This is a genomic window from Rickettsia endosymbiont of Seladonia tumulorum (genome assembly GCF_964030815.1).
GTDB lineage: Bacteria > Pseudomonadota > Alphaproteobacteria > Rickettsiales > Rickettsiaceae > Rickettsia.
Genome location: NZ_OZ034963.1, coordinates 691,256 through 715,535, shown reverse-complemented (window position 1 = coordinate 715,535; position 24,280 = coordinate 691,256). Strand labels below are relative to the sequence as shown.

Here is a 24,280-nt window from a genome sequence, read left to right as displayed (position 1 = left end):
TCTGTGTCATCTAGTTGCTTGTCTAGTCTTGTGACATGGCTCGGAAAACACCCTAAGGTAGTCATCTAGTTGCTTGTACCTAAGGCATCCAGAAAATAATAAAAAATACTAACTCATGAATGATATAAAATATAACCTAGCAGCTGCTTATAAAATAATGGCATATTTGTCGATGGATGACCATACCTATACCCATCTATCTGCAAGACCTAAAGATGCTGATTTTTATTATATTTACCCTTTCGGGCTTAGATTTGAAGAAGTAACAGAACATAATTTCCTAAAAGTTAGTTTAGATGGCAGAATTTTAGAGGGAGAGGAATATCAATATAATAAGACTGGCTACTTTATTCACGGAAGTATTTATCGAACACGTCCTGATATTTCAGCTATTTTTCATTATCACACTCCAGCAAGTATTGCAGTCTCTGCTTTAAAATGCGGATTACTGCCGATCAGCCAATGGGCGTTACATTTTTACAACAGAATTTCTTATCATGAATATAATTCTTTGATATTAGATGCCGATAAACAAAGCGATAGGCTAGTTGATGACCTCAAAAATTATGTGATGTTACTTCGTAACCATGGCGTTATTACTTGCGGGAGAACAATACATGAAGCTATGTTTTATGCTTATCATTTGGAACAAGCTTGCAAAACACAATGTTTACTAAATTCAGCTAATAAACAAGATCTTATAATACCATCCGAAGAAATATGTAAACAAACTGTAAAAGATTTATTATCATTTGAAGAAGATCTAGGCAAACGTGACTGGGATGCTTGGTTAAGAGTTATAAAAAAATAAATGTTGCAAATAATAGCATTGGTATGTTATAATTTACAACATGATAAATAGACATATAACATCATTTGTAAAACAATCTTTAAAAGATTTTTCTGCCGTTCTTATCATTGGAGCTAGGCAAGTTGGTAAGTCTACATTAGTAAAGCAATTGTGTGATGAGGGAATTTTTAAATCCTATATCACTTTAGATGATATTTCGCAATTAGAAGCAGCAACCGCAGACCCTCACGGATTTATAAAAAACGCAAGCTATCCTCTTGCTATTGATGAAATTCAAAGAGCTCCCGATCTTTTAAAAGCTATAAAAAAATCAATAGATGAAGATAAGAAACCAGGGCGTTTTCTTTTAACCGGATCAGCTAATATTTTTTCTTACCCCGGAATATCTGAAAGTCTAGCGGGACGCATTGATGTAATACATCTTGAGGGGTTAAGTTTAGGAGAAATTTTAAATCAAAATAATCCCTCTTCTTTTATATCAGATATTTTTTCCGGCAGCACTATCCATGAATTAAAGGATAAATGGACTGAAGAGCTAAAACATAAACCGGAAATAAATACTCAATTTCTCAATGAATATATTTTTTATGGTGGATTTCCAGAAATCGCACTAAAAAAGCAAAAAAGATTTCGTGAACGTTGGTTCTCTTCTTATCAATCAGCTTATATTGAACGAGATGTACGAAATATAAATAAATTTTTGGATGTCGTTTCTTTTGCTAAGCTTTTTCGTCTGATTGGTTTACAAAGCAGTAATTTATTAAATCAAAAGAATTTAGGTAACGAGATAGGATTAGACCAGAGAACAATATCAAGATATTTAGAGATTTTAGAAACAACTTTTCAGGTAAATCAGTTAACACCTTGGTTTAGTAATACCCGTAAAAGATTAATTAAAACTTCCAAGATTTATATGAATGATTCAGGTTATGCATCATATTTACATGGCATAACAACTCCTGATCTATTACCAAAAAGTCCTTATTACGGAGCAATATTTGAAACATGGTTATGGGCAGAATTAAGGAAGTTATTAACTTTAACTACGGGAATAGAACAAACGTTTTATCGCACACATTTAGGAAAAGAAGTTGATTTTCTTCTACATAAAGGTGATATATTTTGTGGTTTAGAGTGTAAAAGTACGGAAACTATTCAAAGTCAACATTTTGCAGGACTGAAAGATTTATCCGAAGCACTAACCTCGCGAATTATGCATGGCATTATACTTTATAACGGCAATGAAATAATTAGCTTTTCTGACAAATTCCTTGCCGTACCCTTAAGATATATAATTTGAATATGTAATAATTTGTAATATAATATAACTTGCACCATTCAGCATTGAATATTAATATTTTAAGTATATATTATTAGTATTTATAAATGCAGCAAGTTACATTATCAAAGCCCGTAAGCTGTTACGGAATAGGTGTTCACTCTGGGAAACGTACTCAGTTAACTATTGAGCCTGCTAAAGAAAATACAGGTATTATTTTCATAAGAACAGATATATCTTCAGAAAATAATTATATTGAAGCAAAATATTTTAACGTTTCTGACACTTTACTTTCTACTACTATAAGCAATAGCAATAAAATACAAGTCTCAACAATTGAACATATAATGGCTGCATTATGGGGATGCGGAATTGATAATGCTGTTATCAAAATAGATGGTCCTGAAGTTCCTATAATGGATGGCAGTAGCAAACCTTTTGTCTTTATGATTGAGTGTGCTGGGAAAAAGCTACAAAATGCTCCTAAAAAATATTTAAAAATTTTGAAAGAAGTAACAGCTACTCATAAAGATTGCGAGTTAACTTGTACACCTTCTGATCATATGAAAATAGATTTGACTATTGATTTTAATAGTAAAGCTATAGGAAGACAAAATTTAGTCTTTTCAAAGCAAGAATCTTTTAATAATAATATTGCTGATGCTCGTACTTTTGGCTTTACAAAAGATGGTGATTATTTACAGAGTAAGGGACTTGCTCTAGGTGTTTCATTCGAGAATACAATAGCTATAGATGATCAAGATAAAGTCTTAAATCCTGATGGATTACGTTATCAAGATGAATTTGTGCGTCATAAATTATTAGACCTATTTGGCGATTTATATACTTCTGGTAATAACATTATAAGCTCGATTAATGGCTATAAAACTAGTCATGCTCTTAATAACGAGTTATTACAACGAATATTTAGTGATAATACCTCACATAAATTTGTTACTGCTAGCGAGATATAGCAGATCTTCTTCTTTTATTCATAACATTTGCTAAGTTACTATATTCTTGAGCTTTATTAGGCTTCTCATAGAATGGATTCATTACTCTTCCAATATCTTTGGCATAACTTTCTTTTTCAATATTTAATGATACTTTATTTTTATTACAAAAATCATTAAACCCATTATTTCTTATTTCACCAATAAATGTATTTCTTATTTCATGAAATTTCTCTCTCTTATCATTATCTTTCATCTTCCAATAATTCTTATCAGTGATTAACTTCTTTAACACCGCTGTTTGCAGAATTTGTTCTTTAGTGTATTTTTCTAGTTGATCTAAATTTTTATAATCTGGCGTGTCGTGCTTTTTACATTCTTCATTTATGTTTAACTTAAATATTGTTTTTATTCCTTTTTTTTCTTTTTCACTAAGTCCACCAGTAATTAACGAAACAGAAGTCATTATGCCATAACCTGTCGCTTTTAAAATTCCAAGTACATTACCGCTTGCTCCTTGAATAATAGCAGTAGATATAGCAGCTATATTATTTGAAAATACTATACCAATACTTTTAAGATTTTTGCTACTTATTTTATATTTATCACTATTAAAATCTTTTTCTTTTTTAGGTGGTGTAAATAATTCACTTTTTAGACTATCTTTTAACCTAGGTTCTAACGATAATATATAATCTTGCTGGGCTTTAGCATTTCTATTTTGTACTAATAAATTATTTTCTTTATGAAGTTTACACAAATTTCGTATTTTAACAGTTTCATTTATAGCCTGAATTCCTACACCTACCGCAGTAATAGCAGCTACTGTTATAACTATAGGCGACACAGGTGTAAAAAGCCCTGAAACCGCAATTACTGCACCTGTTAACGAAATAGCATAATTTAAGGAATTACTAAGTAATATTTTACCGACTTTGCTTTGAGTAAATTTATCCCATTTATTTTTAAAGAACTCAATTATTTTAAATGTCTTCCCTAAAAATTTACCAACTTTGCTATTTTTAAATTTACCCCATACATTTCCAAAAAACTGAGCTATTTTAGATTTTTTTTCCAAAGGCTTTTCTAAAATTTTCTTTTCAGATTCTTGTTGATAAGTTTTATCAAAATTACTTTTTAGTTTTTCTATTTCCAAATCATCAAAAGAAAAATTTTTTTTAATATTTTTTTCTTTATTCATTGAATTAATCGACTCTATAGTTTAAATTATAAAAAATTAAAAGATTTCATTATCATATTATAACATTTTATATGAACGGAAAAGAAATAAATAAAATTGTTGCAGCTATATTGTTTGCAAGTTTAATTGCCATGATGGTTGGATTTATTGCAAATATATTATATAAACCGGTTTTAGAACCAAAACATCGAGGTTATAGTATTGCAGTGCAAGAAGTTTCAGAAGCACCTACCACGCAAGCACAAGCCCCAATCAACATACCGGAATTGATGAAAACAGCAAATGCTGATAATGGTCGTGAAATAGCTAAAAAATGTTTAATGTGCCACTCTCTTGATAAAGATGGTCCAAATAAGATAGGACCTCATTTATGGGATGTAGCAGGTCGTCCTAAAGCAAGCATAACGGATTATAAATATTCCCCTGCTCTATCAGCTCTTGGAGGTAGTTGGGATGATGATAGTTTATTTGCTTTCTTACATAAACCAAGTAGCTATGCTCCTGGTACTAAAATGTCTTTTGCCGGTATATCAAAACCGCAAGACATCGCAGATGTTATATTATTTTTAAAAACTTATGTTCATGATAAGTAATTTCTTTTCTTTCAAAAATAGTATTTCATACTCTTTTTGAAAGAATAATTAGAATAATGAGTATATAAGATGGAAAGCGGTTCCCATCTTATATACAAATAAATTTATTTTTTGTTTGTAATAAAATGCTCAATTTTCATTTTATTTTGGAGTATATCTCAGTGACTGAATTATGGTTAATAATCGGGGTAATTTGTATAATTGCAGAATTTTTTGCAATTCCAAATATTGGGTTCTTATTTTTTGGATTTGGAGCATTGTCAAACGCTCTTATAATTTATCATTATCCTCTAATTAACTTAACAAATCAAATAACACTTTTTGGTTTATTATCCCTTATATGGTTTTGTATATTATATTATCCTCTCAAAAAATATGTATATAGCAAAACTACTTCTAATGAAAACTATTCCGATATGATAGGTAAAGAAGCTGAAGTTTATAGCGATGTAATTTCAGAAGAAAACCTTGGGCAAGTAAAATGGTCTGGTGTCATTATGAATGCTTACCTTGTACCAAACGAGAAAGCTAAATCAGGAGATAAAGTATATATTACCAAGGTTAAAGGTAATATATTAATCTGCTCTAAACACAGACCTAAATAGTAATCTAATAAAAAACAATACTTAAGGATTGCCGCATAGATCGAGGATCGTCATTGCGAGGAAATACAAAGTAATTGACGAAACAATCCAGTAAAATGCATAGCATTTTTTATTATTTTTCTCGATGCCGTGGCTTGACCAATAGTACCGGACAGTTATTATTGATAGTGTTAGTAAGCAAAGAAATATTAAATATTCTCTCTTAGCCAATCGAAAACTTTGTTAATCCAGCTGCTATTTTCATCAAGTTTCATATGGGAAAATTCTTTTTGCTGTTTTAGAGCATGAATTTTTAGCATACCTATAACTGCCGAATAAGCAGCTGGATTATAATCTTCAGTAAAGCCATCAATAAGCTCTGGCTTACCTATTCTAGTTTGCTTCTCAAAAACTTTACTTGAAAGCTCCTTTAAACCTCTAAGCTGCGATCCGCCTCCAGTAATAACAGTGCGGTACACTGATATTTGTCCTTTTATTGCCTTATCATATTCAGATTTTACCATTAATAATATCTCTTCTGCTCTTGCTTTTATTACTTCAGCAAGTTTATAAACCGTTACTGCTCCTGCAGGGCTATGGTGAGCATCAACATTAAAATCCTCCATATTAATAATACTGTCTTTATCAAAAGAGGATAAAATTGCGTTACCATATAAAATTTTTAATTTTTCAGCCGTAGCAAGATCAGTACCGAAAACTTTTGCAATATCAGAGCTAATATGAAAACTACCTATATTTACGTGTCCTGTATATATCAATTTACCGGCAAAGAAAATACCAAAAGAAGTGGTTTTATCACCTATATCTATAATTAGTGAACCGAGGTTTTTTTCATCATTTGTAAGACAGCTGATTGCAGAAGCATAAATCGCTAGAGTAATATTGGTAACTTCAATATGGCATTTGGCAAAACACTGCACGATATTTGATAGCATATTTGACTCAGCTGCAATAACATGTAATTCACAACCAAGTTCTTTTCCATACATACCTACAGGGTTTTCAACCCTATTATTATCAAGAATAAACTCAAGAGGAAAGTAATGAATAATTTCTTGATCCTTAAATTTAAACTCCTGTAATGCTTTTTGTAAAAGCTTTTTTATATCTTGCTCGGTTATAGTTGCTGTACTAATTTTAATAGTATAATTTATATAATAAGATTTAGTAGCAGCTCCTGATAGCGATAATATAACTTTCTTGATATTTTTATTACAATCTTTTTCTAACGCATAAATTGCTGAAATAATACTACTTTCAGCATTTTTTAAGTCTGTTATAACCCCTGATTTTATGCCTTTAGAATGATGTAAATTTTGACTTGCTACCTTAATCTCACCTTTTTTACTAATATAGGCAGCAATGGCAGCAATTTTACTACTGCCAAAATCAAGTGCTACAAAATTCGATATTTTCTCTTTCATTTTTTATGTTTGTTGTAATTCCAAAAACGTCATTGCGAGGAGCATAGCGACGAAGCAATCTAGTTAAATGTCCTGAGCTTGCTTTCGCCCTCTGCTATGCATCTCCTCGCAATGACGAATCTAATTAATACTTCTCTATATAATATTTATTCTTGTCCCTCAAATCTAACTGTTTATAGTTTTGATTAAATAGTTTATTTGCTTTATTGAGTGCATCTATATATTTTAAGGCTTCTTCAAAATTCTTTGCCGGTAATTTAATATTTATTCCACCCTTAAGATTTAAATCCCACCTTCTATCCCCACATCTAATAGCAGATGAAGTTTTATTTATTAATGCCGGATATTTTTGTAGCTCATTTACTAGCTTGCTAGCATATATATTTGCCCCCTCTCCTACAACATGTAATAAATGAGGAAAAGGCTCTATGTTCTTACTGATTTCATAACCCTCTTCATCAATTAAGAAGAGTTGGTTATTGATCTGCCAAATGGCAATATGTTCTCTTTCAAACAGTTTTATATATATTGTGTTTGGTAATCTTCTTGAAACATATACTTCCTTAATCCATCTATTATTCTTTAAATTATTCCTAATTTCATCTAAATTAAGAGCAAAAATAGAACTACCTTTTTTAGCATTTAAAACTTTTAATATTGTAGGTTCATCAACATTTTGTTGTCCCTCAATTATTACATTCTCAAGTTTAAAGCCAAATTCTGTAGTTGTTTGATATATATTTGTTTTTAAATAGCTTTTTAACGAAGCAAAATATTTTGTGAAAGCAAACAAACATATAAAGATAATTAAAACGATTTTAAGTATTAATATTGTTTTCTTATAGATTAATCCTAACTTCCGACGCAATGAAATGTTATTGTTTTTTTTAGCGGTATTTTTTTTATTTGAGCTTGTTTTTTTTCTCATGATTCAAAGCTTGCCGTCTTTAAAATTTCTTCAATTAAATTAACAAAATCTATACCATGATAAGCAGCTATTTCAGGAACTATAGATAAAGGAGTCATACCAGGATGCGTATTTATTTCTAAAGCATATAACTTATTTGTTCTTTCTTCTAAAATAAATTCAGCTCTAGCTACCCCTTTGCAGTTCATTGTTTTAAAAATTTTTTCTGACTCTTTAAGTAGCTTATCATATATATCGGTAGGCAAAGGAGCAGGACATAGATGCTCGGCAAATCCTTCAGTATATTTAGTTTCATAATCATAGAAACGATTTTTTAATAGCTTAATTTCTAAAGCTCCCAAGGCTTTGCCATTTAATATTGCTACTTGTAATTCACGCCCTTTTATATATTTCTCTATTATTACCTCATCACCATAAGGAAAATCATAGTTAGCAAAGTTAAAATCATCTTCCTCAAATATTACCTCAACACCAATACTTGAGCCTTGTGTAAGCGGCTTAATCACGTATGGGCGTTTTATAGGATCAGTTTTAACATTATCACCTTTACTTATGACAATACTTTCTGCCATATTAATATTGTTAGTCAAAAACCAGCTTCTAGAATGTACTTTATCAAAAGCAAGGCTTGATGCTAAAACCCCGCTATGAGTATAAGGAATTCGCATAATATTAAGAAGTCCAGGCAGGCAACCATCTTCACCATATGTGCCATGCAGACAATTAAAAACAATATCAGGCTTTATTTCATGCAGCTTAACAGCAATATCAGCTCCCATATCTATAAAAGTAACTTTATAGCCTGCTTCTATTAAAGCTTTGCCTACCCCTTCAGCTGATATTAGCGACACTTCACGTTCAGCAGACATACCGCCCGCTACTAACGCTATATGCTTCTTGCCTCTATCGCTTAATATTTTGATTTCTGAGCTTTCAACCCAATGTGTTTGATATTTATGCATATTTTCATTTTTTGTTACTAGGTAAACGTCATTGCGAGGAGCATAGCGACGAAGCAATCTCGGAACATTCTTATAAGATTGCCACGCCACTTTCAGTGGCTCGCAATGACGAAGTTAGAATTTCCCAACTCTCTTTATCTCCCAATTTAATTTAATCCCACTATCTTCAAATACTTTCTGCTGGACGAAATTACCAAGATCTTCTAAGTCCTTAGCGGTAGCATTTCCATTATTTATCATAAAGTTACAGTGAAGTTCTGAGATAGAAGCATCGCCTATTCTATAGCCTCTAAGTCCTGCTTTGTCAATAAGTTGCCACGATTTAAATCCTTCCGGATTTGCAAAAGTACTGCCGCCAGTACGCTCCTTAATAGGCTGAGTAGATGATCTTGCAGCATTTATTTCATTCATCCGTGCTAATATTTCTTCACTATTGCCTTTGGTAATTTCAAAAACAGCTTTAAGAATAATTAAATCCTTTGGTAAATTATTACCACGATATTTAAAGTCTATTTCTTCATTTGTAAATGTTAGAAAGTTTCCTGCAAAGTCGATTGCTTCAATCCTAACTAAAATATCTTTAAACTCACAACCATAAGCTCCGGCATTCATCGCAACGCCGCCGCCAATAGTGCCAGGAATGCCGACTAAAAACTCAAAGCCGCTAATAGCATTTACCTGACAAAATTTAGCTAAACTAAAATTAAGGCAACTGCTGCCGACTATTAAATGACCATCATCCGTAAAATCGATATTGCTAAAATTTTGACCAAGCTTTATAACGACTCCCTCTATACCGCCATCTCGTATAATAATATTCGAACCAGCACCAAAAGTAGTTATGGGTAATTTTTGTTTATTTTGTACTAAGAAGCTTGCTAAATCTTCGTTATCTATAGGCTTAAAAAATATTTCAGCATTACCGCCTACTTTAAACCATGTTAAATGTTTTAAGTTATAATCTTTCCTATATTCACCTTTTACTATAGGGAGATTCATGACAAATTACCAAATTTTTGTGGTAATTCATTAGCAAAGTTTGAAATATTACCTGCTCCCATCATAACAATCATATCACCAGGGGATGCTTTATTCATTATAACTTCTACAGTGTCATCTAATTTTGCTAAGAAATTCGCTTGATTATGATATTTGAGCTTAATAATGTTATCAATTAAACTTTGCCCGCTAATACCCTCTATAGGGCTTTCACCTGCCGCATATACATCTGTAATATAAAGTAAATCCGCATCATTAAAGCAACGCATAAAATCCTCGAATAAATGCTGCATTCTCGAATATCTATGTGGCTGGAAAATAGCAATAACCTTACCATGTTGTTTATTAGCTATATTTTTGGCAGTAGATAATGTTGCCTTAATTTCTTCAGGGTGATGAGCATAGTCATCAATAACCGAAGCTTGATTATATTCAGCTACTTTAGTAAATCTTCTTTTTACTCCTTTAAAGCTATTAAAGCCGTTTTTAATAGCCTTAATACCGAAATCTAACTCCACCCCTACACTGATTGCGGCTAAACTATTTAAAATATTATGCCTTCCTGGGGTTGGAATAGTAATTTTCTCTATAATTGTAACACCACTTACATTTGGCAAACTAATTTTTACATCAAAGGTAGATGAAGTAATATCTGTACTAATATTAAATGCGATAATATGAGCATCATCGGAATCAATACCATAAGTGATAACTTTCCGCTCGGTAATATTATTTACTAACTCACATACTATTTTATGGTCAATACAACAAACAGCAAAACCATAAAAAGGTAAATTTGTGATAAAACTCCTAAAGGCATTAATTAGCGTATCAAAATCTTTGTAATAATCTAAATGTTCTGGATCAATATTAGTTATTATTGCAATGGTCGACGGAATACTTATAAAAGTTGCATCTGACTCATCAGCTTCAGCAATTAAATAATTACTTGAACCGAGATAGGCATTTGTGGATCTATTATTAATAATACCACCATTAATGACTGTAGGGTGTAAACCAGCTGCCTCAAATAAGCAAGCAACTAAAGAAGTGGTAGTAGTCTTACCATGTGAACCAGATACCGCTACCGAGCATTTTAACCTCATAAGTTCAGCAAGCATTTCTGCACGTCTGATAATTGGGATTTTACGCTCCAAAGCTTCTTTTACTTCCGGATTATTTCGATTAATTGCCGAAGAAACAACAACATATGAGACATTTGTAATATTTTGTGGTGTATGACCAACAAATATTTTAATGCCATATGCTTCTAAACGTTTGGTATTATAATTTTCTGATAAATCAGAACCTTGCACCTTATAACCAAGATTATGTAATATCTCAGCAATTCCGCTCATTCCAACGCCGCCAATGCCAATAAAATGTATAGTTTCTAAAGTTTGATTAGTTTTTTTTAATTCAAGTAACAGCATTTAAGTTAATTTTTAAAATTGAGTTGTGCATATATGGTTTTAGGGGTTTTGTCAAGTACTATAAAACGTCATTGCGAGAAGATGCATAGCATCGCCGAAGCAATCTCAGAATGTTAATACTAGATTGCCGCGTCGAAACTGCGTTTCTCCTCGCAATGACACTACTCCGCCCTATCAAATTTTGCTTCGGAGTAGTAATTGCCTTGCAAGCCGCCTACTTTTAGATCTATTAAAAACTTAGCTATTTCACCGTTTTCGACAAATTCAGCTACTGTTTCAATATTTAAATCTTCTGAGATTTTAATTAATCTTTCGACAAAATATCTACTTTGTACATCACTTGTAATACTAAGGACATATTTGCCATCAATTTTTATAATATCAATAGGCAAGCTTTGAAGTTGTTTAAAGGATGTAAAGCCTGAGCCGAAATCATCTAAAGCAAATTTACAACCAAATTTACGTAACTTATTGATAAATACGTTTATTTTATTATAATTCTCGTTAAAAGAAGTTTCAGTAATTTCGACAATTAAACGATCTCGAACATCATAAGTTTTTAATAAACTTTCTGCTATCTCCCATAAAGCTTCATCAGTCGTACCAATATTTGAAATATTAACAGATAGCATTAAATTAGGATTGTTTACAAGCTCGTGAATACTCATCTCTAAAACGATCTGATCAATTATAAAAATTAATCCTTTATTTTCAGCAATGGGAATTATAGGACCGACAGAAATATAAACACCATTCTCATCCGGTATTCGAAGTAGACATTCATAATAATGTACTTTCAAAGTCTTGCGATCAATTATAGGCTGATAAGCAAATCGCATAGTTTTTTTAGCTAAAGCTTGTCTAAGCAAATTGAGTTGTAAATTAGACTTTTTTATATTCTCTAAATCATGATCATCAGAGTTATATTCACGATAATAATAATTATTATTCTGTGAAAGTAACATATTTAGTGTTTTCTCAATCTCTTCTGCATTAGCACTTACTTTTGGGAACTCACTACTCGCAATACAACAATTTATATAGATTTCCGGTCGCTCCTCATTTATATAAAGCTGGGAAGATAAATATAATTTTCTAGCAAAACTTTTAATTAGATCAGAATCGGTAATATCTAGTACAAATAATATTATGTCTTTTTTTGTTTTTCTAAATTTTAGAGGAATATCAAGCTCCTTGCTTACATTTTCAATAATTTTTTCTAAATCCTGAATTATGAAATTCTTATTTGGTTCTATGAATGCAATTTCATCATAATTCAATAATTTACAAGCAAAACATACTCCCATCCCTATTTTATCCATTTCAGCTTGTAAAACTTTATATTCTGTGATTAATTCTGACATTGCCATTTTGATAATAAAATTATATATTCTAAGAATACTAAGGTATTTTTTCTATAAATAAAATAAAAATATGAGCAGAATAGACAGGATAACTAAAAGCTTAAGTGTCTTAAAACCACATTTTTGCGAAATAATAGACGAAAGTCATAAACATGCTAGTCATTATGATGGAATTCACAGCCATATTAAAATAAAAATTTCGGCAGAAATTTTACAAGGCAAAAGCCTAATTGCCAATCATCGCACTATTAATAACCTACTTGCCGATGAATTCCAAAATGGCTTGCATGCTCTATCACTTGAGGTATTTTAAATGAAAACAAATGATTTATTAAAAGTAGCGACAGGTGCTAGCAGCGTCTTACATAAAGCAATAAATAATATAAAAGATAAAAGTTGCGACGTGATTGAGGATAAAATACTTAAAGGTAATTATGTTACTAGGGAAGAATTTGAAAAATTACAAACCCTAGTAATAAAATTGAAGAAAGAAATAACGGATATGAAAAGATAATTATACTCCTAATAAATGAAAAGTTGGGTAGACGAAGTTTTATTTGAAAAAGAACATGTGGTCTGTAAGCCGAAGAGCGGAACGTATACTTAATGATAGTACCGGACAGTTTTTATTATGTGTCATTCCCGCGGAAGTGCAGTAGTGTCCGGAAAAAAATAAACGTTGTTATTATTAGGTTTTTTCGTCATTGCGAGAAGAATTACAAAGTAATTCGACGAAGCAAGGAAGTAAAAAAATGCTAAAATTAGTTATTTTTTACTATTTTTCTGGATTGCCACGCGGTCTACGACCGCTCGCAATGACGGTTTTAATAATACTCCAATTTTCTCCGGATACTACTGCACGGAAGCGGGAATCCAGCATAAAGCAAGATACCTAAGCTTTTAATTTTAAAAACTTGCTGCTTTTATATTTATTTTTCTGGATTCCCGCCTCTAGCTAAGAATGACATATAAGGTCACCTATACCTGAATAAAATATAACATTTTTTTAAAACTGTCCGGTACTATTCATAGCTAATTTTTGAAGTTCATCGAGTAGACATCTTTTGATCAGTTCTAATATATACAACTACTGACATACCTGGGATTAAATTAGCAACAGGGGCATCAAAATCAATTAAAACAGGTACACGCTGCACTATTTTAGTAAAATTACCGGTAGCGTTGTCAGGTGGGATTAAGGTAAATTTAGAACCGGTAGCAGGGGAAATATTACGAATTTTTCCATAAAATGTTTTTTTAGGAATAGCATCAAATTGGATTTTTACTTTCATGCCTGGCTGAAATTTCTTAATTTGTGTTTCCTTAAAATTAGCCTGAATATACATTGAATTATCTTGTACTATAGAGAATAAAGCTCTACCGGGCGTTATATAATTTCCTACTTCTAAACTACTATTACCAAATACACCAGATACCGCAGCAATAAGCTTAGTGTTCTGCAAGCTCCGTAAGATAATTTTTTTATTTGCTTCTAATTCTTTTAGCTTTTCTTGTTCTGCTGCTTTTTCAAGCCCAAGTAGCTGTAAGTTTTGCTTAGAGATATCTATATCTAGCTGTGCTTGTTTATAATCAGTTTTTGCTTTTTGATAAGCATTTTTAGAATCGTCCAACGCTTTAATACTGGCAAATTTTGCCTTATTTAACTCTTGTACTCTAGTAAAATCAGTTGAAACAATATTAAAACTTGTTGCGGCAAGTTTTAGTTTTTCGCCTGACTGTTCTAATTGGTTCTGCCCTATAGATATTTTTTGATCAATAATCTCTATATTTTTTTCTGAAGCTCCAATAGACGCCTCAAGTGCTGCAAGCTTGGCTTTATAGTCTCTATCATCGATTTCGCCGATTAAATCGCCTTTACTAACTTTTGTATTATTAGTCACTAATAGATTAGTTAAAACCCCATTAATTTCAGCACTAACATCTGAAATATCAGCATCAATATAAGCATTATCTGTTGATTCTGTATTTACCCAAACATAAATTTTATAACCTAAATAAGTTATTACTATAAGGGCTATAATGAGGATATATTTAGCAAATGGGTGATTTCTATATTTTTGAATATTTTGTTTTAATACATCAAGCATAATTAATTGTTATTAAATTTATGTTTTAAGAAATAACAAAACGGGATAGAAAGAATATATATAACTGCAATAAATGGCAGTGCATACCATGGATATATTATAAGATTTATGATAACAACAGCAAATAAAATCATTGCAAGCGATAAATATTCAGGCTTGATACTTAGATTTTTTGTTGAAATTGTAGGAAGTCTGCTAGCAAGGAGAAAAGCTATTATAGCTAAATATATATTAATTGTTATAGTATGAATACGAACATTTATATTTAATAATGTACCGATTTCAAAATCTATCATTACAGGAACTAAGGCAAGTAAAGCACCGCAAGGGGCAGGTACACCTGTAAAGAAATGCTCAGGTTTTTTATCTTGTTTTGGCTGATAAATACCAACATTAAACCTAGCAAGACGTAGAGCCATACATACTATGAATAGTAACATTACTGCTGAAGAAAATACTTTATACTCATATTGCTGGAAAGACCATAAATATATTAAATAAGCAGGTGCTATACCGAAATTAGCAAAATCACATAAAGAATCAAGTTCAGCACCAAAGGGGCTAGTAGCATTTAGCATCCTTGCAATTCTTCCATCAATGCCATCAATAATTGCTGCTACTATAATGCAATATACGGCAATTTCCCATTTACTATCTAATGCAAATTTCACTGAACTCATACCAGTTACTAAGCCAAGCAGAGTTACAAAGTTTGGTATTAATTTTATTATAGGTACAGGTTTAGATATTATAGTTTTACGAATTTTTAACAATGCAGATACTCAAGAAAATATGGTTTATGATATTATAACGTCATTGCGAGCGAGCGGAGCGAGTGCGGCAATCTCATAAAGTAGAATTCCTGAGATTGCCTTCGCCCTAGGCTTTGCCACTCCTCGCAATGACGGTTGCTTCTACTTTCTTTCAAACTGTAATTCAGCTGTCTTTTTGCGTCCAAAATCTGCAATAATAGTTTCGCCACCAATAGCAGTTTGTCCTTTACTTACTAATAAAGCAGTTTTTAGTGGTAGATATACATCAACTCTACTACCGAAACGAATTATACCATATCGCTCGCCTGCTTTAACTTCATTACTTTCCTCTAAATCACAAACTATACGTCTTGCTATTAATCCTGCAATTTGAACAAAAGCAATTTTTTGCCCTTGCTCTGTTTCCATTAATACAGATTGATGTTCGTTATAAACACTTGCTTTATCAAGAGAAGCATTAAAAAACTTTCCAGGGTTATAATGCAATGCTAAAATTTTACCATTTGCCGGAATTCTATTCACATGCACGTTAAAGATATTTAGGAAAATACTAACTCTAATCATTTCGACATCACCAAGCCCTAGCTCTGCCGGTGGTAAGGCTTCTTTGATTTCTTGAATTACCCCATCCGCAGGGCTTATTACCAAATCATTACCTATCGGTACGAAACGATCGGGATTCCGGAAAAAATAAATACACCAAGCAGTAGCAATAAATCCCATACAACCAAGCTTCTCGTTGAAAGAAGCAAGTAAGAAGCTTACTAATGCAAAACTAGCAATAAATATGTAACCTTCACGGTGAATAATTTTAAATAAGTCGTTATATTGTTTCATTTTAATCTCTATAGTTATTATTTTTTCTGAATTGCCACGCTCATTTCATTTGCGTAGCTCAGATGACTTGGTATCCACGCAAGCAATGCTGCCACGGGATGACATTGAGTACCCACAAGCTGATAATTTATGCTTGTTCTGCTTTATTATCTTCATCATCATTATCCTCTCTTTCTGTCTCATCTTCATCGTTACTTGTGGTTTGAGCTTCTTGAGCAGTACCAAGAGCATAAACACACAAATCTTCAAACGATACATTATTTTTTTTCGAAAGATCATATAGCTGTTTTACTGCATCCATAACAGCATCAGGAATAGTACCGCCTCTCTCATCTGATAACCATTTTGATTGGAACTGCAATGGGTGATGTCCATCTTGCGGTGTACCTATATAAATGGTAAATTTAGACTTTTGTCCTCCAAAATCGCAATCAATGTCAAACTTTTTCATAATACACTTACAGATACAATTAACATGCTTAATTATTATATCTTAATGCTAAAAATGCAAATTTAAAATAATGTTTTGCTTAAGATTTTTTTAATTCTCTAGTAATGTAACGATTTGAATATATAAATTTATCACTAGAATCTACAACTATACCACCTGCTTCTTTAATAAAAAGATCAAAAGAATAATATAGCGTAAAATTTAATAATGGTAAATATATTAAGTCAGCCTTACCTGATGCTAAAAGCATCGCTGCATAACAAGAAGAACCAAAAGTTCTACTGTTATTAATCTCTTGAAAATTATTGTTTTTTAAATCTTCAATAATTGTTAGACAATTTTCCAAATTATCATTATCAGAAACCCTTAACCTTAAACCTTTATGATTAGAGCCTAAATCATTTTTTTCTACCCAAGCCCCTCTACCCCTTTCAGCGTAATATACCTCATTAAGAACCGGAAAATATATAACAGTAGAAACAGGCGTTAGAACATCTTGATTTTGCTTCAAACAAGTTATTGATACAGCAAAAAAAGGAAGACTTCTAGCAAAATTATTTGGACTATCTATAGGATTGACTAAAAAAACAGTTTCATAATTATTGTTGGGATCAAATTGATCTTCAGGAAAAAATAAATATTTCGTATGTTTTTGTAATTCTTCACATAATAAAGTTTTTAATCTTAAATAAGATCGCTTACAAAACTCTTCATTTCTAATAGGATTTTTTTGAAGCATTTCAAGCTCTAAAAAATCTCTATGTACAAACTTAACTGCTTTACGCAGTGAATTAATTAACAAATTAGTTATAGGTTGCATTTAGTAATTATAATATTAGTATTTTTATTTATTTTTCTAGATACCGTGGTCAAGCCACGGTATGACAATGTTACTTAGACCTTTCAACATAGGTTAGATCCTCAGTCTTAACAACAATTTTTTCGCCTATCTCTAAATATTGAGGTACTTTTACCTTAACACCATTTGCAAGGATTGCTGGCTTGTACGAAGCGGTTGCGGTTGCTCCTTTTATTACTGGATCAGTTTCAATAATTTCTAATATAACTGTTGCAGGGAGTTCAATACTTAGAGGTTTTTCATTATAAAATTCGACTTTAACAATCATATTTTCAGTTAAAAAAGGTAATTTTTCATCTAAAATTTCTTTGTTTACACTTATTTGCTCAAAAGTCTGATTATCCATCAATACTATATTATTATCTTCAAAATATAAAAATTGACAGTCTTTTTGTTCAAGTTCAGCTTTTTCTAAATGATCTGAAGAACTAAATCTTTCGTTACGCTTTGTACCAGTTTTTAGATTTTTCATCTCAACTTGCACATAAGCACCGCCTTTTCCAGGCTGAGTATGCTCAGGTTGTTTGCTTACCACCCATAAATCGTTATTATAAACTAATATATTGCCTGTTCTAATTGAATTCGCTGAAATTTTCATATATTATTACACTTAAACTTACTTTAAAAAAATATAAATATACAAATTATTTCCTTTAAAAACAAGAATTTAATCTTATGAGTGCAAACATATTAATAGTAGACGATATAGAAACGAATATTAAATTACTAGAAGCAAAGCTTTTAAATGAGTATTATACTGTTTTTAAAGCGAGCAGCGGCAAAGAAGCATTAAACATTTTAAAAAAAGAAAAAGTAGATATAGTACTTCTTGATGTTATGATGCCTGAGATGGATGGATTTGAAGTATGTAAAAAAATTAAATCTGATCCTGAAACTACCCACATACCGGTAGTAATGGTAACTGCTCTTTCTGATGTTGATGATCGTGTTAAAGGGCTAGAGGCTGGTGCAGATGAGTTTTTGACAAAGCCAATTAATGATAATGCTCTTTTTATAAGAATTAAATCATTATCAAGAATGAAAAGCTTAATTGATGAGTTAAAAATTCGTAATAGTACTAATGCATTACTTGGTGGTATTAATGTTGAAATACATGATGATTTTGCAGATAAGAAAATATTGCTAATTAACGATGATGTAGTACAAGCTAAAAACATAAAACAAATGTTGCTTAAAATTACATCTAACGTAAAAGTAATAAGTAATTCTGAAGAGACAGATACTATAAATGAATATAAACCTGATCTTATAGTAATTAGTAGTACTCTTGAAAATGAAGATCCTTTAAGAGTAGGAGCTATTTTAAGAGGCAAACCGGAAATAAGTGGAGTAATATTAATTTTACAAATTTATGAAGATGAAAACGGAAACGAAAATCAAATGCAATTAGTTATGAAAGGATTTGAGCTTGGCATTAATGATTATTTTGTTTATCCTATTGATGAAAGTGAGCTAGCTGCAAGAATTAAAACCCAGCTAAGACGCAAACAATATCAAGATAATTTACGTAACGATTTAGAACAAAGCGTAAATTTAGCAGCTAAAGACGGATTAACAGGTTTATTTAATCGCCGTTATTTTGATGTACACATTAAGCAAATGGTCGAAAAGGCTAATAAAGAAGGCATGAAATTATATTTGCTTATGTGTGATATCGATAATTTTAAGCATGTAAATGATACTTATGGACATCAAGCAGGAGATAAAGTTTTAATAACCACTTCTCGTATTTTAAAAAATACCTTTAGAGTAACTGATTTAATAGCAAGATTTGGTGGCGAAGAATTTACTATACTTTTAAATGATATAAATATTGACCAAGCAATATATACAGCAGAGCAAGTTAGAGTTAAAATAGAAAGCATGAACTTTCAAATAGACGAGCAAGAAGAACCTTTAAAAAAGACTGTGTCTATAGGAGTTACAGAGTATAAAAAAGGTGAGTCAATTGAAGAATTTATTGAACGCTCGGACAAAGCTATGTATGAAGCTAAAACAACTGGTAAAAATAAAGTTGTAAAACTATAATTATGAATAAAACTTCTAAAAAACATCTAGCATTACCTTATAGACCAGGCGTTGGTATGATGATATTAAACGCCGATAATAAAATATTTGTTGGTAAGCGAATAGATACTAAAATCTCTGCATGGCAAATGCCGCAAGGTGGAATAGTACCTGGCGAAACCCCAAGTATTGCAGCTATGCGTGAAATGTTAGAAGAAATAGGAAGCAGCAAAGGATATATAATTGCCGAAAGTAAATGCTGGTATAGTTACGATGTACCAAGTTTTTTAATTCCTAAATTATGGGACGGTAATTTTCGCGGACAGAAACAACGCTGGTTTTTAATTAGATTCACCGGCACTAATGAAGATATTAATATAAACACTCTTAATCCAGAATTTGACGAATGGCGTTGGGCATCACTTGATGAATTACTATCAATTATTATTCCATTCAAACGTAAGCTTTATCAAGCAGTAGTTAAAGAATTTGAATCATTAATACAATAGACATTGCAAACAATTAAAAGCGTTGTTGCACAGCACGATTTTCCTCCCATCATCCCGTGGTTTATACGACATTGTTACGTGGATACCAAATCGTCATTGCGAGCGAATGAAATGAGCGTGGCAATGACGGAAAAATTGATCCACGCAACAACGCCAGTTTTTCCTTACAATGATCTTTCGAAATTATGGCTGGGTTAAAGTTACAGTAATAGTATCTTGATAATTACCAACATTAGCAAGAGGTTGAGCAGGCAGGCTTGCATATATAGTATAATTTCTAGTAACCGGTCCAAGGGCAAGCAAATAGCTATCTTGAATTGTTACTGTACTACTTGTTCCATTACCAAGTATTTGACTATGAGCAGCATCTTTATATAAATTATAGGTTAGCTTATTACTGCCGTTAAGCATATTTCTCGGATTATAAATATTTGCTGAACCGGTACTAAATTTTAAGGTATAGCTCACAATTAATGAAATTAAAGCACTACAAGTGACTGAAGCCGTAACTGAAGTAGTTTTGCTAGACGACGTACTAACATTACCAAATCCCACAGTTGGTACAGATACGCTACACGTTGCCATGGTTTGACCTGATAAAGCTAAACTAATTAAACACACTGCAACCAAATATCTTATTCGCATACTATCTCACCTAAATCAATTATCGGATCATTTAAATCTTTATTAACGGGTAAACTAAAATGGCAACATTTACTATTTTCTACATTTTCATTACAGATAGAACCATTTAATACTTCAAGATTTTTTATATCATTTATATAAACTTTTCCATTGTAACCAACAAATAATTGCTCATCTACTCCTTCAATAGTGACAGTGCTATCAAGAGGCATGAAATGTTTATTGCTATCAAATACTGTCATTTCCACACTTCTAACAATTTTAATACCAAAGTCTAATTTTACTGCCGATTTCGTTTTTGGTGCAATATTTAATGCAATATCGGAAAACTCTGCATTAAGAGGTAGTTTTTCATCATCTAATCTTATTTCAGATGGAATATAAGGGGTTACGTTTGGAATAAGTATTTTACCTTTATCATCTGTATAACCAACTAGTTGATTATTATTGTACACTCCAACATCTTTCATATCGCTTACCTTAACTAAGGCAATACCTCCGGTAATTGGTCTTGTCATATAATAATTCTTATCAATAGAGACCACGCTACCTTGAATATTGAACTGTTTAGTTGTTGATGCATCATTTTTATACAAATAGAGTCCATATCATTATGTTCACCATTACGATTAACTTGTACATTATAATTTGTAGATTTAGCTTTAATTTAAGTTAGCACTATACCCCCAGCCCATATTTGAGCTAATCGGTGATGAAAAGCCAAGCTGTTTGATATGGTAATTATTTTGATATGAATATTTAAATTAAAGGAAAGATAAGCAAAATTACCTGTATGCCTATTCTTTAAATCTGTACCTATAGTAAAGTTTAAGACGCCTCTTTTGGTAATATTTTTTTGGTAAGTTACTGATATAATATTTGATCTTTTATTTTTGAGTGTACCTTTTATAGCATAAGTTAAAAAATTTACGCTTATATTACCAATATCGCCATCACCGTAACTTGCTGAGATTTGATATCTTAAATTTGAATAAGTTTTATTAGGATAGTTATACACGTCTCTATAATTTTTATTATTCCAATCTAAATTACTATTAAAATCAAAATATTCTGATTCATAAGTATATCCGCAGTTAACTCTTTGAGAATGTCCAAAGTTTTTGATATTACTTGCTAATGAAATTCCAGCAACTCCATAATTACCAATTTTAAAATTACTGGTTGTACCAACAGTTCCATTATTTTTCAAAAATTCAAAATGTCCACCACTTGTTAAATAATCATTTATACCAAGCATATAATCAGTATTAAGAATTAAATATTTATAATCATTACTCTTAATAGTAAAATTTTGCCTTTGAAAACCTGTTTCATACGAAAAATCAGAAAGTCCAGGACGTAGTAAGCTCGGTGCTGCATAATAAGGAATGGTAATTGTTTCGATTTTACCAGTTATATCCTGCGTTTTAACTATTAAATCCCCCCTACCCGTAATAACCGGAATATTGCTTATATCAAAATCGCCCATTCTAGCTTTTGCATTATATAGGAATATTATTCGAAAATAATTCAACACTACTAGGAAGCTCTGATTTTCCCCTGAAATCAAGTAAAGGATAAATGATTAAATTTGGTCGCACAGAAAAATTAGTAGCATATTGAATTCCAGCAAATCTAGTTGAATTAGACCAAATAGCCGGTTTTGTAAAACTATCACCCACTCGCCAATTGGTCATTTTATTTTCATTTTCATATGTCCAATTAGTTTCTAAACGAGTGAACTTATTATAGTTTTTTTGAGCACTCCTTACTTTGGAAAAATTTGAATTAACGGCTTTGCTTTGAAATAAAAAGCTATAACTATATACGCCGTTTTCAGTGGCATAATCCAATTCCTCTACCCCTGCTAGATAATTACTATGATCATCTTGAGTAAGGGTAAGATTATAATTGAAATATGCTCCATTAATTAGCTTATTGTCAACTTCCTTAATAGGTATATCAGTAGCATTAAATGATTGACCTTGCATTTTTTCGGTAGGAAAAATAATATCTAAATCTAAATTTTCATGATTTAAACTATATTTAGTGCCTGTTAATAAATCTAAATTAACATATTGTATATCATGATAAGTCACTAAGCCTTGTTTTAGATATTCTTCCTGCACGTTAAAATGCTCAATATCTTCAAGGGGGATTAGATAATTCCCTTGTTTATTTTGCATAATTGTCGGGAATATATCCGTCTCTACATAATTTACTTTTAATGAAACAATTAATTCACTATCATCTGTAATTTCTGCATAGCTTAATGAATTAAATAATACCTATAAATAATGATATTATTTTATATAAAAAGCACATGGCTTTGATTTATTAAATTAAAAAATTTTTAGCTGGAAATTGTTATGGGTACGTTAAATTCGACAATAAAATCTACTGTTGAAGTGATAGTATTATCTATTTTTATTTTATGTGCTAATTCTTTTACAGAAATTCTATAAGCATTTTCTGCTGTGGAAACATTTTTTTTATCCTTTACAGCAATCGTGATTATCTGGATTTTACCACCCTGTACAGGGAACATTAAAGGTGTTGCTATCAAATCTTTTTTTTCTTTATATTCTTCTTTGCCGTTTTCATATTCTCTTTTTAATACTGTTAACTGAAAACTTCTTTCCATTAGATCATTATTTTGTAATTTTATGGTTGCTATTTTATCATTTTTATTAATATTTATTTTTACCGGCATAATAGTAAAATTAGCAGCAGAGGATAGATTTGAAAATAATACCAGTGAAAATATCACTAAATTAAAATATTTTTTTAACATATAACCTTATAATTATTAAGTTTAGATATTTATGGGATTGTTATGCTTGCTGCAATTTGATCGCTATAATTATCTACCGGTACAGTAGTCTGACCTGATGGTATACGACCATAAACAGTATAGGTTTGAGCAAGACCAGTACCTGCTCCTGGTGGTGAATCACTATTATTTGCGTTATTTCCCCAAATAACAGTTCTAGCAGAATCAGAATAGAGAAAATACTGAAGTAAATTACTAGCACTTGCAGCACCTTTCATCTTACGAGTACTAGTAGAGCTACTGTTTTGACCCGAATCTAATTTTACATGATAACCTGTGCCAGCAGTACAAGTTACGGTAATAACGGATGTTTTATCGCTATTATTTTGAGAGGTATAGGGATCAAAACTTAAATTAGTTGCTGCAATTGAGCAATAAGGCTGAACTGTTGCAGTAACTGAAAAATTTACAGAAGTAGCAAAAATTTTATTGCTGTTTAATATTAAAATACTAACAACAATAATATTACGTAGGACCTTAAGGTTATTCTTCATAAATATCCTGTATTAAATTAAAAATAATTAATTTCTATTATTAATCTTTTACAAATCTTAACGATTTTACAAGGATAGTTTAAAAAACAATTACATTTTAAATGATTTTTATGATATTTTTCTCACAGAGTTTTTAAAGGAATAAACTTGTTTTATTTTATATCTATTTTTATTATTAATTAAAAAAATAA

Annotated in this window: 28 protein-coding genes; 9 read left to right on the top strand and 19 right to left on the bottom strand. The window is 31.1% G+C overall.

Annotated elements, in window-relative coordinates; all coding sequences use genetic code 11:
* Positions 1 to 115 precede the first annotated feature (115 nt).
* From AAHF54_RS03555 to lpxC, 3 genes are all read left to right on the top strand, one after another.
* Complete coding sequence (locus tag AAHF54_RS03555) at positions 116 to 811, top strand: class II aldolase/adducin family protein (RefSeq protein ID WP_341789181.1); 696 nt, start codon at positions 116 to 118, stop codon at positions 809 to 811.
* 40 nt (positions 812 to 851) lie between these two features.
* Positions 852 to 2,111, top strand: a complete 1,260-nt coding sequence (locus tag AAHF54_RS03550) for an ATP-binding protein (protein ID WP_341789180.1) — start codon at positions 852 to 854, stop codon at positions 2,109 to 2,111.
* A gap of 86 nt (positions 2,112 to 2,197) precedes the next feature.
* A complete protein-coding gene (gene lpxC, locus AAHF54_RS03545; protein WP_341789179.1) occupies positions 2,198 to 3,064 on the top strand; it encodes a UDP-3-O-acyl-N-acetylglucosamine deacetylase in 867 nt (288 codons plus the stop codon).
* On the opposite strand, the gene AAHF54_RS03540 is transcribed toward lpxC, so the two are convergent.
* Positions 3,051 to 4,244 carry a hypothetical protein gene (locus tag AAHF54_RS03540; RefSeq protein WP_341789178.1) on the bottom strand — a complete coding sequence of 398 codons (1,194 nt, stop codon included), beginning with the start codon at positions 4,242 to 4,244 and terminating at the stop codon, positions 3,051 to 3,053. The two genes, lpxC and AAHF54_RS03540, sit on opposite strands and share 14 nt — an antisense overlap.
* 71 nt (positions 4,245 to 4,315) lie before the next feature.
* Between AAHF54_RS03540 and AAHF54_RS03535 the strand changes: the two genes are divergently transcribed.
* The gene (locus AAHF54_RS03535) at positions 4,316 to 4,837 is read left to right on the top strand and encodes a cytochrome c family protein (protein WP_341789177.1); all 522 of its coding nucleotides are present in this window, start codon (positions 4,316 to 4,318) and stop codon (positions 4,835 to 4,837) included.
* Positions 4,838 to 4,962: 125 nt separating this feature from the next.
* Entirely contained in the window at positions 4,963 to 5,442 is a 480-nt protein-coding gene (locus tag AAHF54_RS03530) for an NfeD family protein (protein WP_341789176.1), read from the top strand.
* A 188-nt stretch (positions 5,443 to 5,630) separates the two neighbouring features.
* Here the strand turns inward: AAHF54_RS03530 and ftsA are convergent, their stop codons facing one another.
* The 6 genes from ftsA to AAHF54_RS03500 all read right to left on the bottom strand — a co-directional run bounded on the left by ftsA (position 5,631) and on the right by AAHF54_RS03500 (position 12,567).
* On the bottom strand, positions 5,631 to 6,866 hold the full coding sequence (gene ftsA / locus AAHF54_RS03525; RefSeq protein ID WP_341789175.1) for a cell division protein FtsA: 1,236 nt from the start codon (positions 6,864 to 6,866) through the stop codon (positions 5,631 to 5,633).
* A gap of 124 nt (positions 6,867 to 6,990) precedes the next feature.
* The gene (locus AAHF54_RS03520; protein ID WP_341789174.1) at positions 6,991 to 7,794 is read right to left on the bottom strand and encodes a cell division protein FtsQ/DivIB; all 804 of its coding nucleotides are present in this window, start codon (positions 7,792 to 7,794) and stop codon (positions 6,991 to 6,993) included.
* Positions 7,791 to 8,756: a D-alanine--D-alanine ligase gene (locus AAHF54_RS03515; protein ID WP_342170220.1), complete on the bottom strand. Its 966-nt coding sequence runs from the start codon at positions 8,754 to 8,756 to the stop codon at positions 7,791 to 7,793. The genes AAHF54_RS03520 and AAHF54_RS03515 overlap by 4 nt, the downstream gene beginning before the upstream one ends.
* Positions 8,757 to 8,870: 114 nt before the next feature.
* A complete protein-coding gene (murB, locus tag AAHF54_RS03510; protein WP_342170219.1) occupies positions 8,871 to 9,755 on the bottom strand; it encodes a UDP-N-acetylmuramate dehydrogenase in 885 nt (294 codons plus the stop codon).
* Entirely contained in the window at positions 9,752 to 11,188 is a 1,437-nt protein-coding gene (murC, locus tag AAHF54_RS03505) for a UDP-N-acetylmuramate--L-alanine ligase (protein ID WP_342170218.1), read from the bottom strand. The genes murB and murC overlap by 4 nt, the downstream gene beginning before the upstream one ends.
* Positions 11,189 to 11,349: 161 nt before the next feature.
* Positions 11,350 to 12,567 (bottom strand): EAL domain-containing protein, encoded by a 1,218-nt coding sequence (locus AAHF54_RS03500; protein ID WP_342170236.1) that lies wholly within the window; start codon positions 12,565 to 12,567, stop codon positions 11,350 to 11,352.
* Between the two features lie 55 nt (positions 12,568 to 12,622).
* Here AAHF54_RS03500 and AAHF54_RS03495 point away from each other — a divergent pair, with 55 nt between their 5' ends.
* Both AAHF54_RS03495 and AAHF54_RS03490 read left to right on the top strand, forming a co-directional pair.
* A complete protein-coding gene (locus tag AAHF54_RS03495) occupies positions 12,623 to 12,865 on the top strand; it encodes a BolA family transcriptional regulator (protein WP_341789170.1) in 243 nt (80 codons plus the stop codon).
* Positions 12,866 to 13,066: a hypothetical protein gene (locus AAHF54_RS03490; RefSeq protein ID WP_341789169.1), complete on the top strand. Its 201-nt coding sequence runs from the start codon at positions 12,866 to 12,868 to the stop codon at positions 13,064 to 13,066.
* A 532-nt stretch (positions 13,067 to 13,598) separates the two neighbouring features.
* Here AAHF54_RS03490 and AAHF54_RS03485 read toward each other — a convergent pair.
* From AAHF54_RS03485 to efp, 6 genes are all read right to left on the bottom strand, one after another.
* Positions 13,599 to 14,660, bottom strand: a complete 1,062-nt coding sequence (locus AAHF54_RS03485; RefSeq protein ID WP_341789168.1) for an HlyD family secretion protein — start codon at positions 14,658 to 14,660, stop codon at positions 13,599 to 13,601.
* A 2-nt stretch (positions 14,661 to 14,662) separates the two neighbouring features.
* Positions 14,663 to 15,433, bottom strand: a complete 771-nt coding sequence (gene pssA, locus AAHF54_RS03480; protein ID WP_011477629.1) for a CDP-diacylglycerol--serine O-phosphatidyltransferase — start codon at positions 15,431 to 15,433, stop codon at positions 14,663 to 14,665.
* A gap of 141 nt (positions 15,434 to 15,574) precedes the next feature.
* Positions 15,575 to 16,270, bottom strand: coding sequence for a phosphatidylserine decarboxylase (locus AAHF54_RS03475; protein WP_341789167.1), 696 nt, complete (start codon positions 16,268 to 16,270; stop codon positions 15,575 to 15,577).
* 127 nt (positions 16,271 to 16,397) lie between these two features.
* On the bottom strand, positions 16,398 to 16,721 hold the full coding sequence (locus tag AAHF54_RS03470) for a DUF2610 domain-containing protein (protein ID WP_016948351.1): 324 nt from the start codon (positions 16,719 to 16,721) through the stop codon (positions 16,398 to 16,400).
* Between the two features lie 79 nt (positions 16,722 to 16,800).
* Positions 16,801 to 17,541 (bottom strand): inositol monophosphatase, encoded by a 741-nt coding sequence (locus AAHF54_RS03465; RefSeq protein WP_341789166.1) that lies wholly within the window; start codon positions 17,539 to 17,541, stop codon positions 16,801 to 16,803.
* Between the two features lie 70 nt (positions 17,542 to 17,611).
* On the bottom strand, positions 17,612 to 18,178 hold the full coding sequence (gene efp / locus AAHF54_RS03460; protein WP_341789165.1) for an elongation factor P: 567 nt from the start codon (positions 18,176 to 18,178) through the stop codon (positions 17,612 to 17,614).
* 77 nt (positions 18,179 to 18,255) lie between these two features.
* Between efp and AAHF54_RS03455 the strand changes: the two genes are divergently transcribed.
* Together AAHF54_RS03455 and AAHF54_RS03450 are read left to right on the top strand one after the other, a co-directional pair.
* Positions 18,256 to 19,629: a PleD family two-component system response regulator gene (locus AAHF54_RS03455; protein WP_341789164.1), complete on the top strand. Its 1,374-nt coding sequence runs from the start codon at positions 18,256 to 18,258 to the stop codon at positions 19,627 to 19,629.
* 2 nt (positions 19,630 to 19,631) lie between these two features.
* Positions 19,632 to 20,117: an RNA pyrophosphohydrolase gene (locus AAHF54_RS03450; protein WP_011477635.1), complete on the top strand. Its 486-nt coding sequence runs from the start codon at positions 19,632 to 19,634 to the stop codon at positions 20,115 to 20,117.
* A 183-nt stretch (positions 20,118 to 20,300) separates the two neighbouring features.
* On the opposite strand, the gene AAHF54_RS03445 is transcribed toward AAHF54_RS03450, so the two are convergent.
* The 6 genes from AAHF54_RS03445 to AAHF54_RS03420 all read right to left on the bottom strand — a co-directional run bounded on the left by AAHF54_RS03445 (position 20,301) and on the right by AAHF54_RS03420 (position 24,089).
* On the bottom strand, positions 20,301 to 20,762 hold the full coding sequence (locus tag AAHF54_RS03445) for a spore coat protein U domain-containing protein (protein ID WP_410526053.1): 462 nt from the start codon (positions 20,760 to 20,762) through the stop codon (positions 20,301 to 20,303).
* A complete protein-coding gene (locus AAHF54_RS03440) occupies positions 20,753 to 21,358 on the bottom strand; it encodes a fimbria/pilus outer membrane usher protein (RefSeq protein WP_341789162.1) in 606 nt (201 codons plus the stop codon). The genes AAHF54_RS03445 and AAHF54_RS03440 overlap by 10 nt, the downstream gene beginning before the upstream one ends.
* 71 nt (positions 21,359 to 21,429) lie before the next feature.
* Positions 21,430 to 22,251 carry a hypothetical protein gene (locus tag AAHF54_RS03435; RefSeq protein ID WP_342170217.1) on the bottom strand — a complete coding sequence of 274 codons (822 nt, stop codon included), beginning with the start codon at positions 22,249 to 22,251 and terminating at the stop codon, positions 21,430 to 21,432.
* Between the two features lie 13 nt (positions 22,252 to 22,264).
* On the bottom strand, positions 22,265 to 22,948 hold the full coding sequence (locus tag AAHF54_RS03430; protein WP_342170216.1) for a hypothetical protein: 684 nt from the start codon (positions 22,946 to 22,948) through the stop codon (positions 22,265 to 22,267).
* A 167-nt stretch (positions 22,949 to 23,115) separates the two neighbouring features.
* Positions 23,116 to 23,556, bottom strand: a complete 441-nt coding sequence (locus AAHF54_RS03425; protein ID WP_341789160.1) for a molecular chaperone — start codon at positions 23,554 to 23,556, stop codon at positions 23,116 to 23,118.
* Positions 23,557 to 23,585: 29 nt separating this feature from the next.
* Positions 23,586 to 24,089 carry a spore coat U domain-containing protein gene (locus tag AAHF54_RS03420; RefSeq protein ID WP_341789159.1) on the bottom strand — a complete coding sequence of 168 codons (504 nt, stop codon included), beginning with the start codon at positions 24,087 to 24,089 and terminating at the stop codon, positions 23,586 to 23,588.
* Positions 24,090 to 24,280: the final 191 nt, after the last annotated feature.

Bases quoted from the DNA above. Each gene is read 5' to 3' on its own strand.
- AAHF54_RS03555 (WP_341789181.1), top strand. From the start codon at position 116: ATGAATGATATAAAATATAACCTAGCAGCTGCTTATAAAATAATGGCA.
- AAHF54_RS03550 (WP_341789180.1), top strand. From the start codon at position 852: ATGATAAATAGACATATAACATCATTTGTAAAACAATCTTTAAAAGAT.
- lpxC (WP_341789179.1), top strand. From the start codon at position 2,198: ATGCAGCAAGTTACATTATCAAAGCCCGTAAGCTGTTACGGAATAGGT.
- AAHF54_RS03540 (WP_341789178.1), bottom strand. From the start codon at position 4,244: ATGAATAAAGAAAAAAATATTAAAAAAAATTTTTCTTTTGATGATTTG.
- AAHF54_RS03535 (WP_341789177.1), top strand. From the start codon at position 4,316: ATGAACGGAAAAGAAATAAATAAAATTGTTGCAGCTATATTGTTTGCA.
- AAHF54_RS03530 (WP_341789176.1), top strand. From the start codon at position 4,963: ATGCTCAATTTTCATTTTATTTTGGAGTATATCTCAGTGACTGAATTA.
- ftsA (WP_341789175.1), bottom strand. From the start codon at position 6,866: ATGAAAGAGAAAATATCGAATTTTGTAGCACTTGATTTTGGCAGTAGT.
- AAHF54_RS03520 (WP_341789174.1), bottom strand. From the start codon at position 7,794: ATGAGAAAAAAAACAAGCTCAAATAAAAAAAATACCGCTAAAAAAAAC.
- AAHF54_RS03515 (WP_342170220.1), bottom strand. From the start codon at position 8,756: ATGCATAAATATCAAACACATTGGGTTGAAAGCTCAGAAATCAAAATA.
- murB (WP_342170219.1), bottom strand. From the start codon at position 9,755: ATGAATCTCCCTATAGTAAAAGGTGAATATAGGAAAGATTATAACTTA.
- murC (WP_342170218.1), bottom strand. From the start codon at position 11,188: ATGCTGTTACTTGAATTAAAAAAAACTAATCAAACTTTAGAAACTATA.
- AAHF54_RS03495 (WP_341789170.1), top strand. From the start codon at position 12,623: ATGAGCAGAATAGACAGGATAACTAAAAGCTTAAGTGTCTTAAAACCA.
- AAHF54_RS03490 (WP_341789169.1), top strand. From the start codon at position 12,866: ATGAAAACAAATGATTTATTAAAAGTAGCGACAGGTGCTAGCAGCGTC.
- AAHF54_RS03485 (WP_341789168.1), bottom strand. From the start codon at position 14,660: ATGCTTGATGTATTAAAACAAAATATTCAAAAATATAGAAATCACCCA.
- AAHF54_RS03475 (WP_341789167.1), bottom strand. From the start codon at position 16,270: ATGAAACAATATAACGACTTATTTAAAATTATTCACCGTGAAGGTTAC.
- AAHF54_RS03470 (WP_016948351.1), bottom strand. From the start codon at position 16,721: ATGAAAAAGTTTGACATTGATTGCGATTTTGGAGGACAAAAGTCTAAA.
- AAHF54_RS03465 (WP_341789166.1), bottom strand. From the start codon at position 17,541: ATGCAACCTATAACTAATTTGTTAATTAATTCACTGCGTAAAGCAGTT.
- efp (WP_341789165.1), bottom strand. From the start codon at position 18,178: ATGAAAATTTCAGCGAATTCAATTAGAACAGGCAATATATTAGTTTAT.
- AAHF54_RS03455 (WP_341789164.1), top strand. From the start codon at position 18,256: ATGAGTGCAAACATATTAATAGTAGACGATATAGAAACGAATATTAAA.
- AAHF54_RS03450 (WP_011477635.1), top strand. From the start codon at position 19,632: ATGAATAAAACTTCTAAAAAACATCTAGCATTACCTTATAGACCAGGC.
- AAHF54_RS03445 (WP_410526053.1), bottom strand. From the start codon at position 20,762: ATGCGAATAAGATATTTGGTTGCAGTGTGTTTAATTAGTTTAGCTTTA.
- AAHF54_RS03435 (WP_342170217.1), bottom strand. From the start codon at position 22,251: ATGGGCGATTTTGATATAAGCAATATTCCGGTTATTACGGGTAGGGGG.
- AAHF54_RS03430 (WP_342170216.1), bottom strand. From the start codon at position 22,948: ATGCAAAATAAACAAGGGAATTATCTAATCCCCCTTGAAGATATTGAG.
- AAHF54_RS03425 (WP_341789160.1), bottom strand. From the start codon at position 23,556: ATGTTAAAAAAATATTTTAATTTAGTGATATTTTCACTGGTATTATTT.
- AAHF54_RS03420 (WP_341789159.1), bottom strand. From the start codon at position 24,089: ATGAAGAATAACCTTAAGGTCCTACGTAATATTATTGTTGTTAGTATT.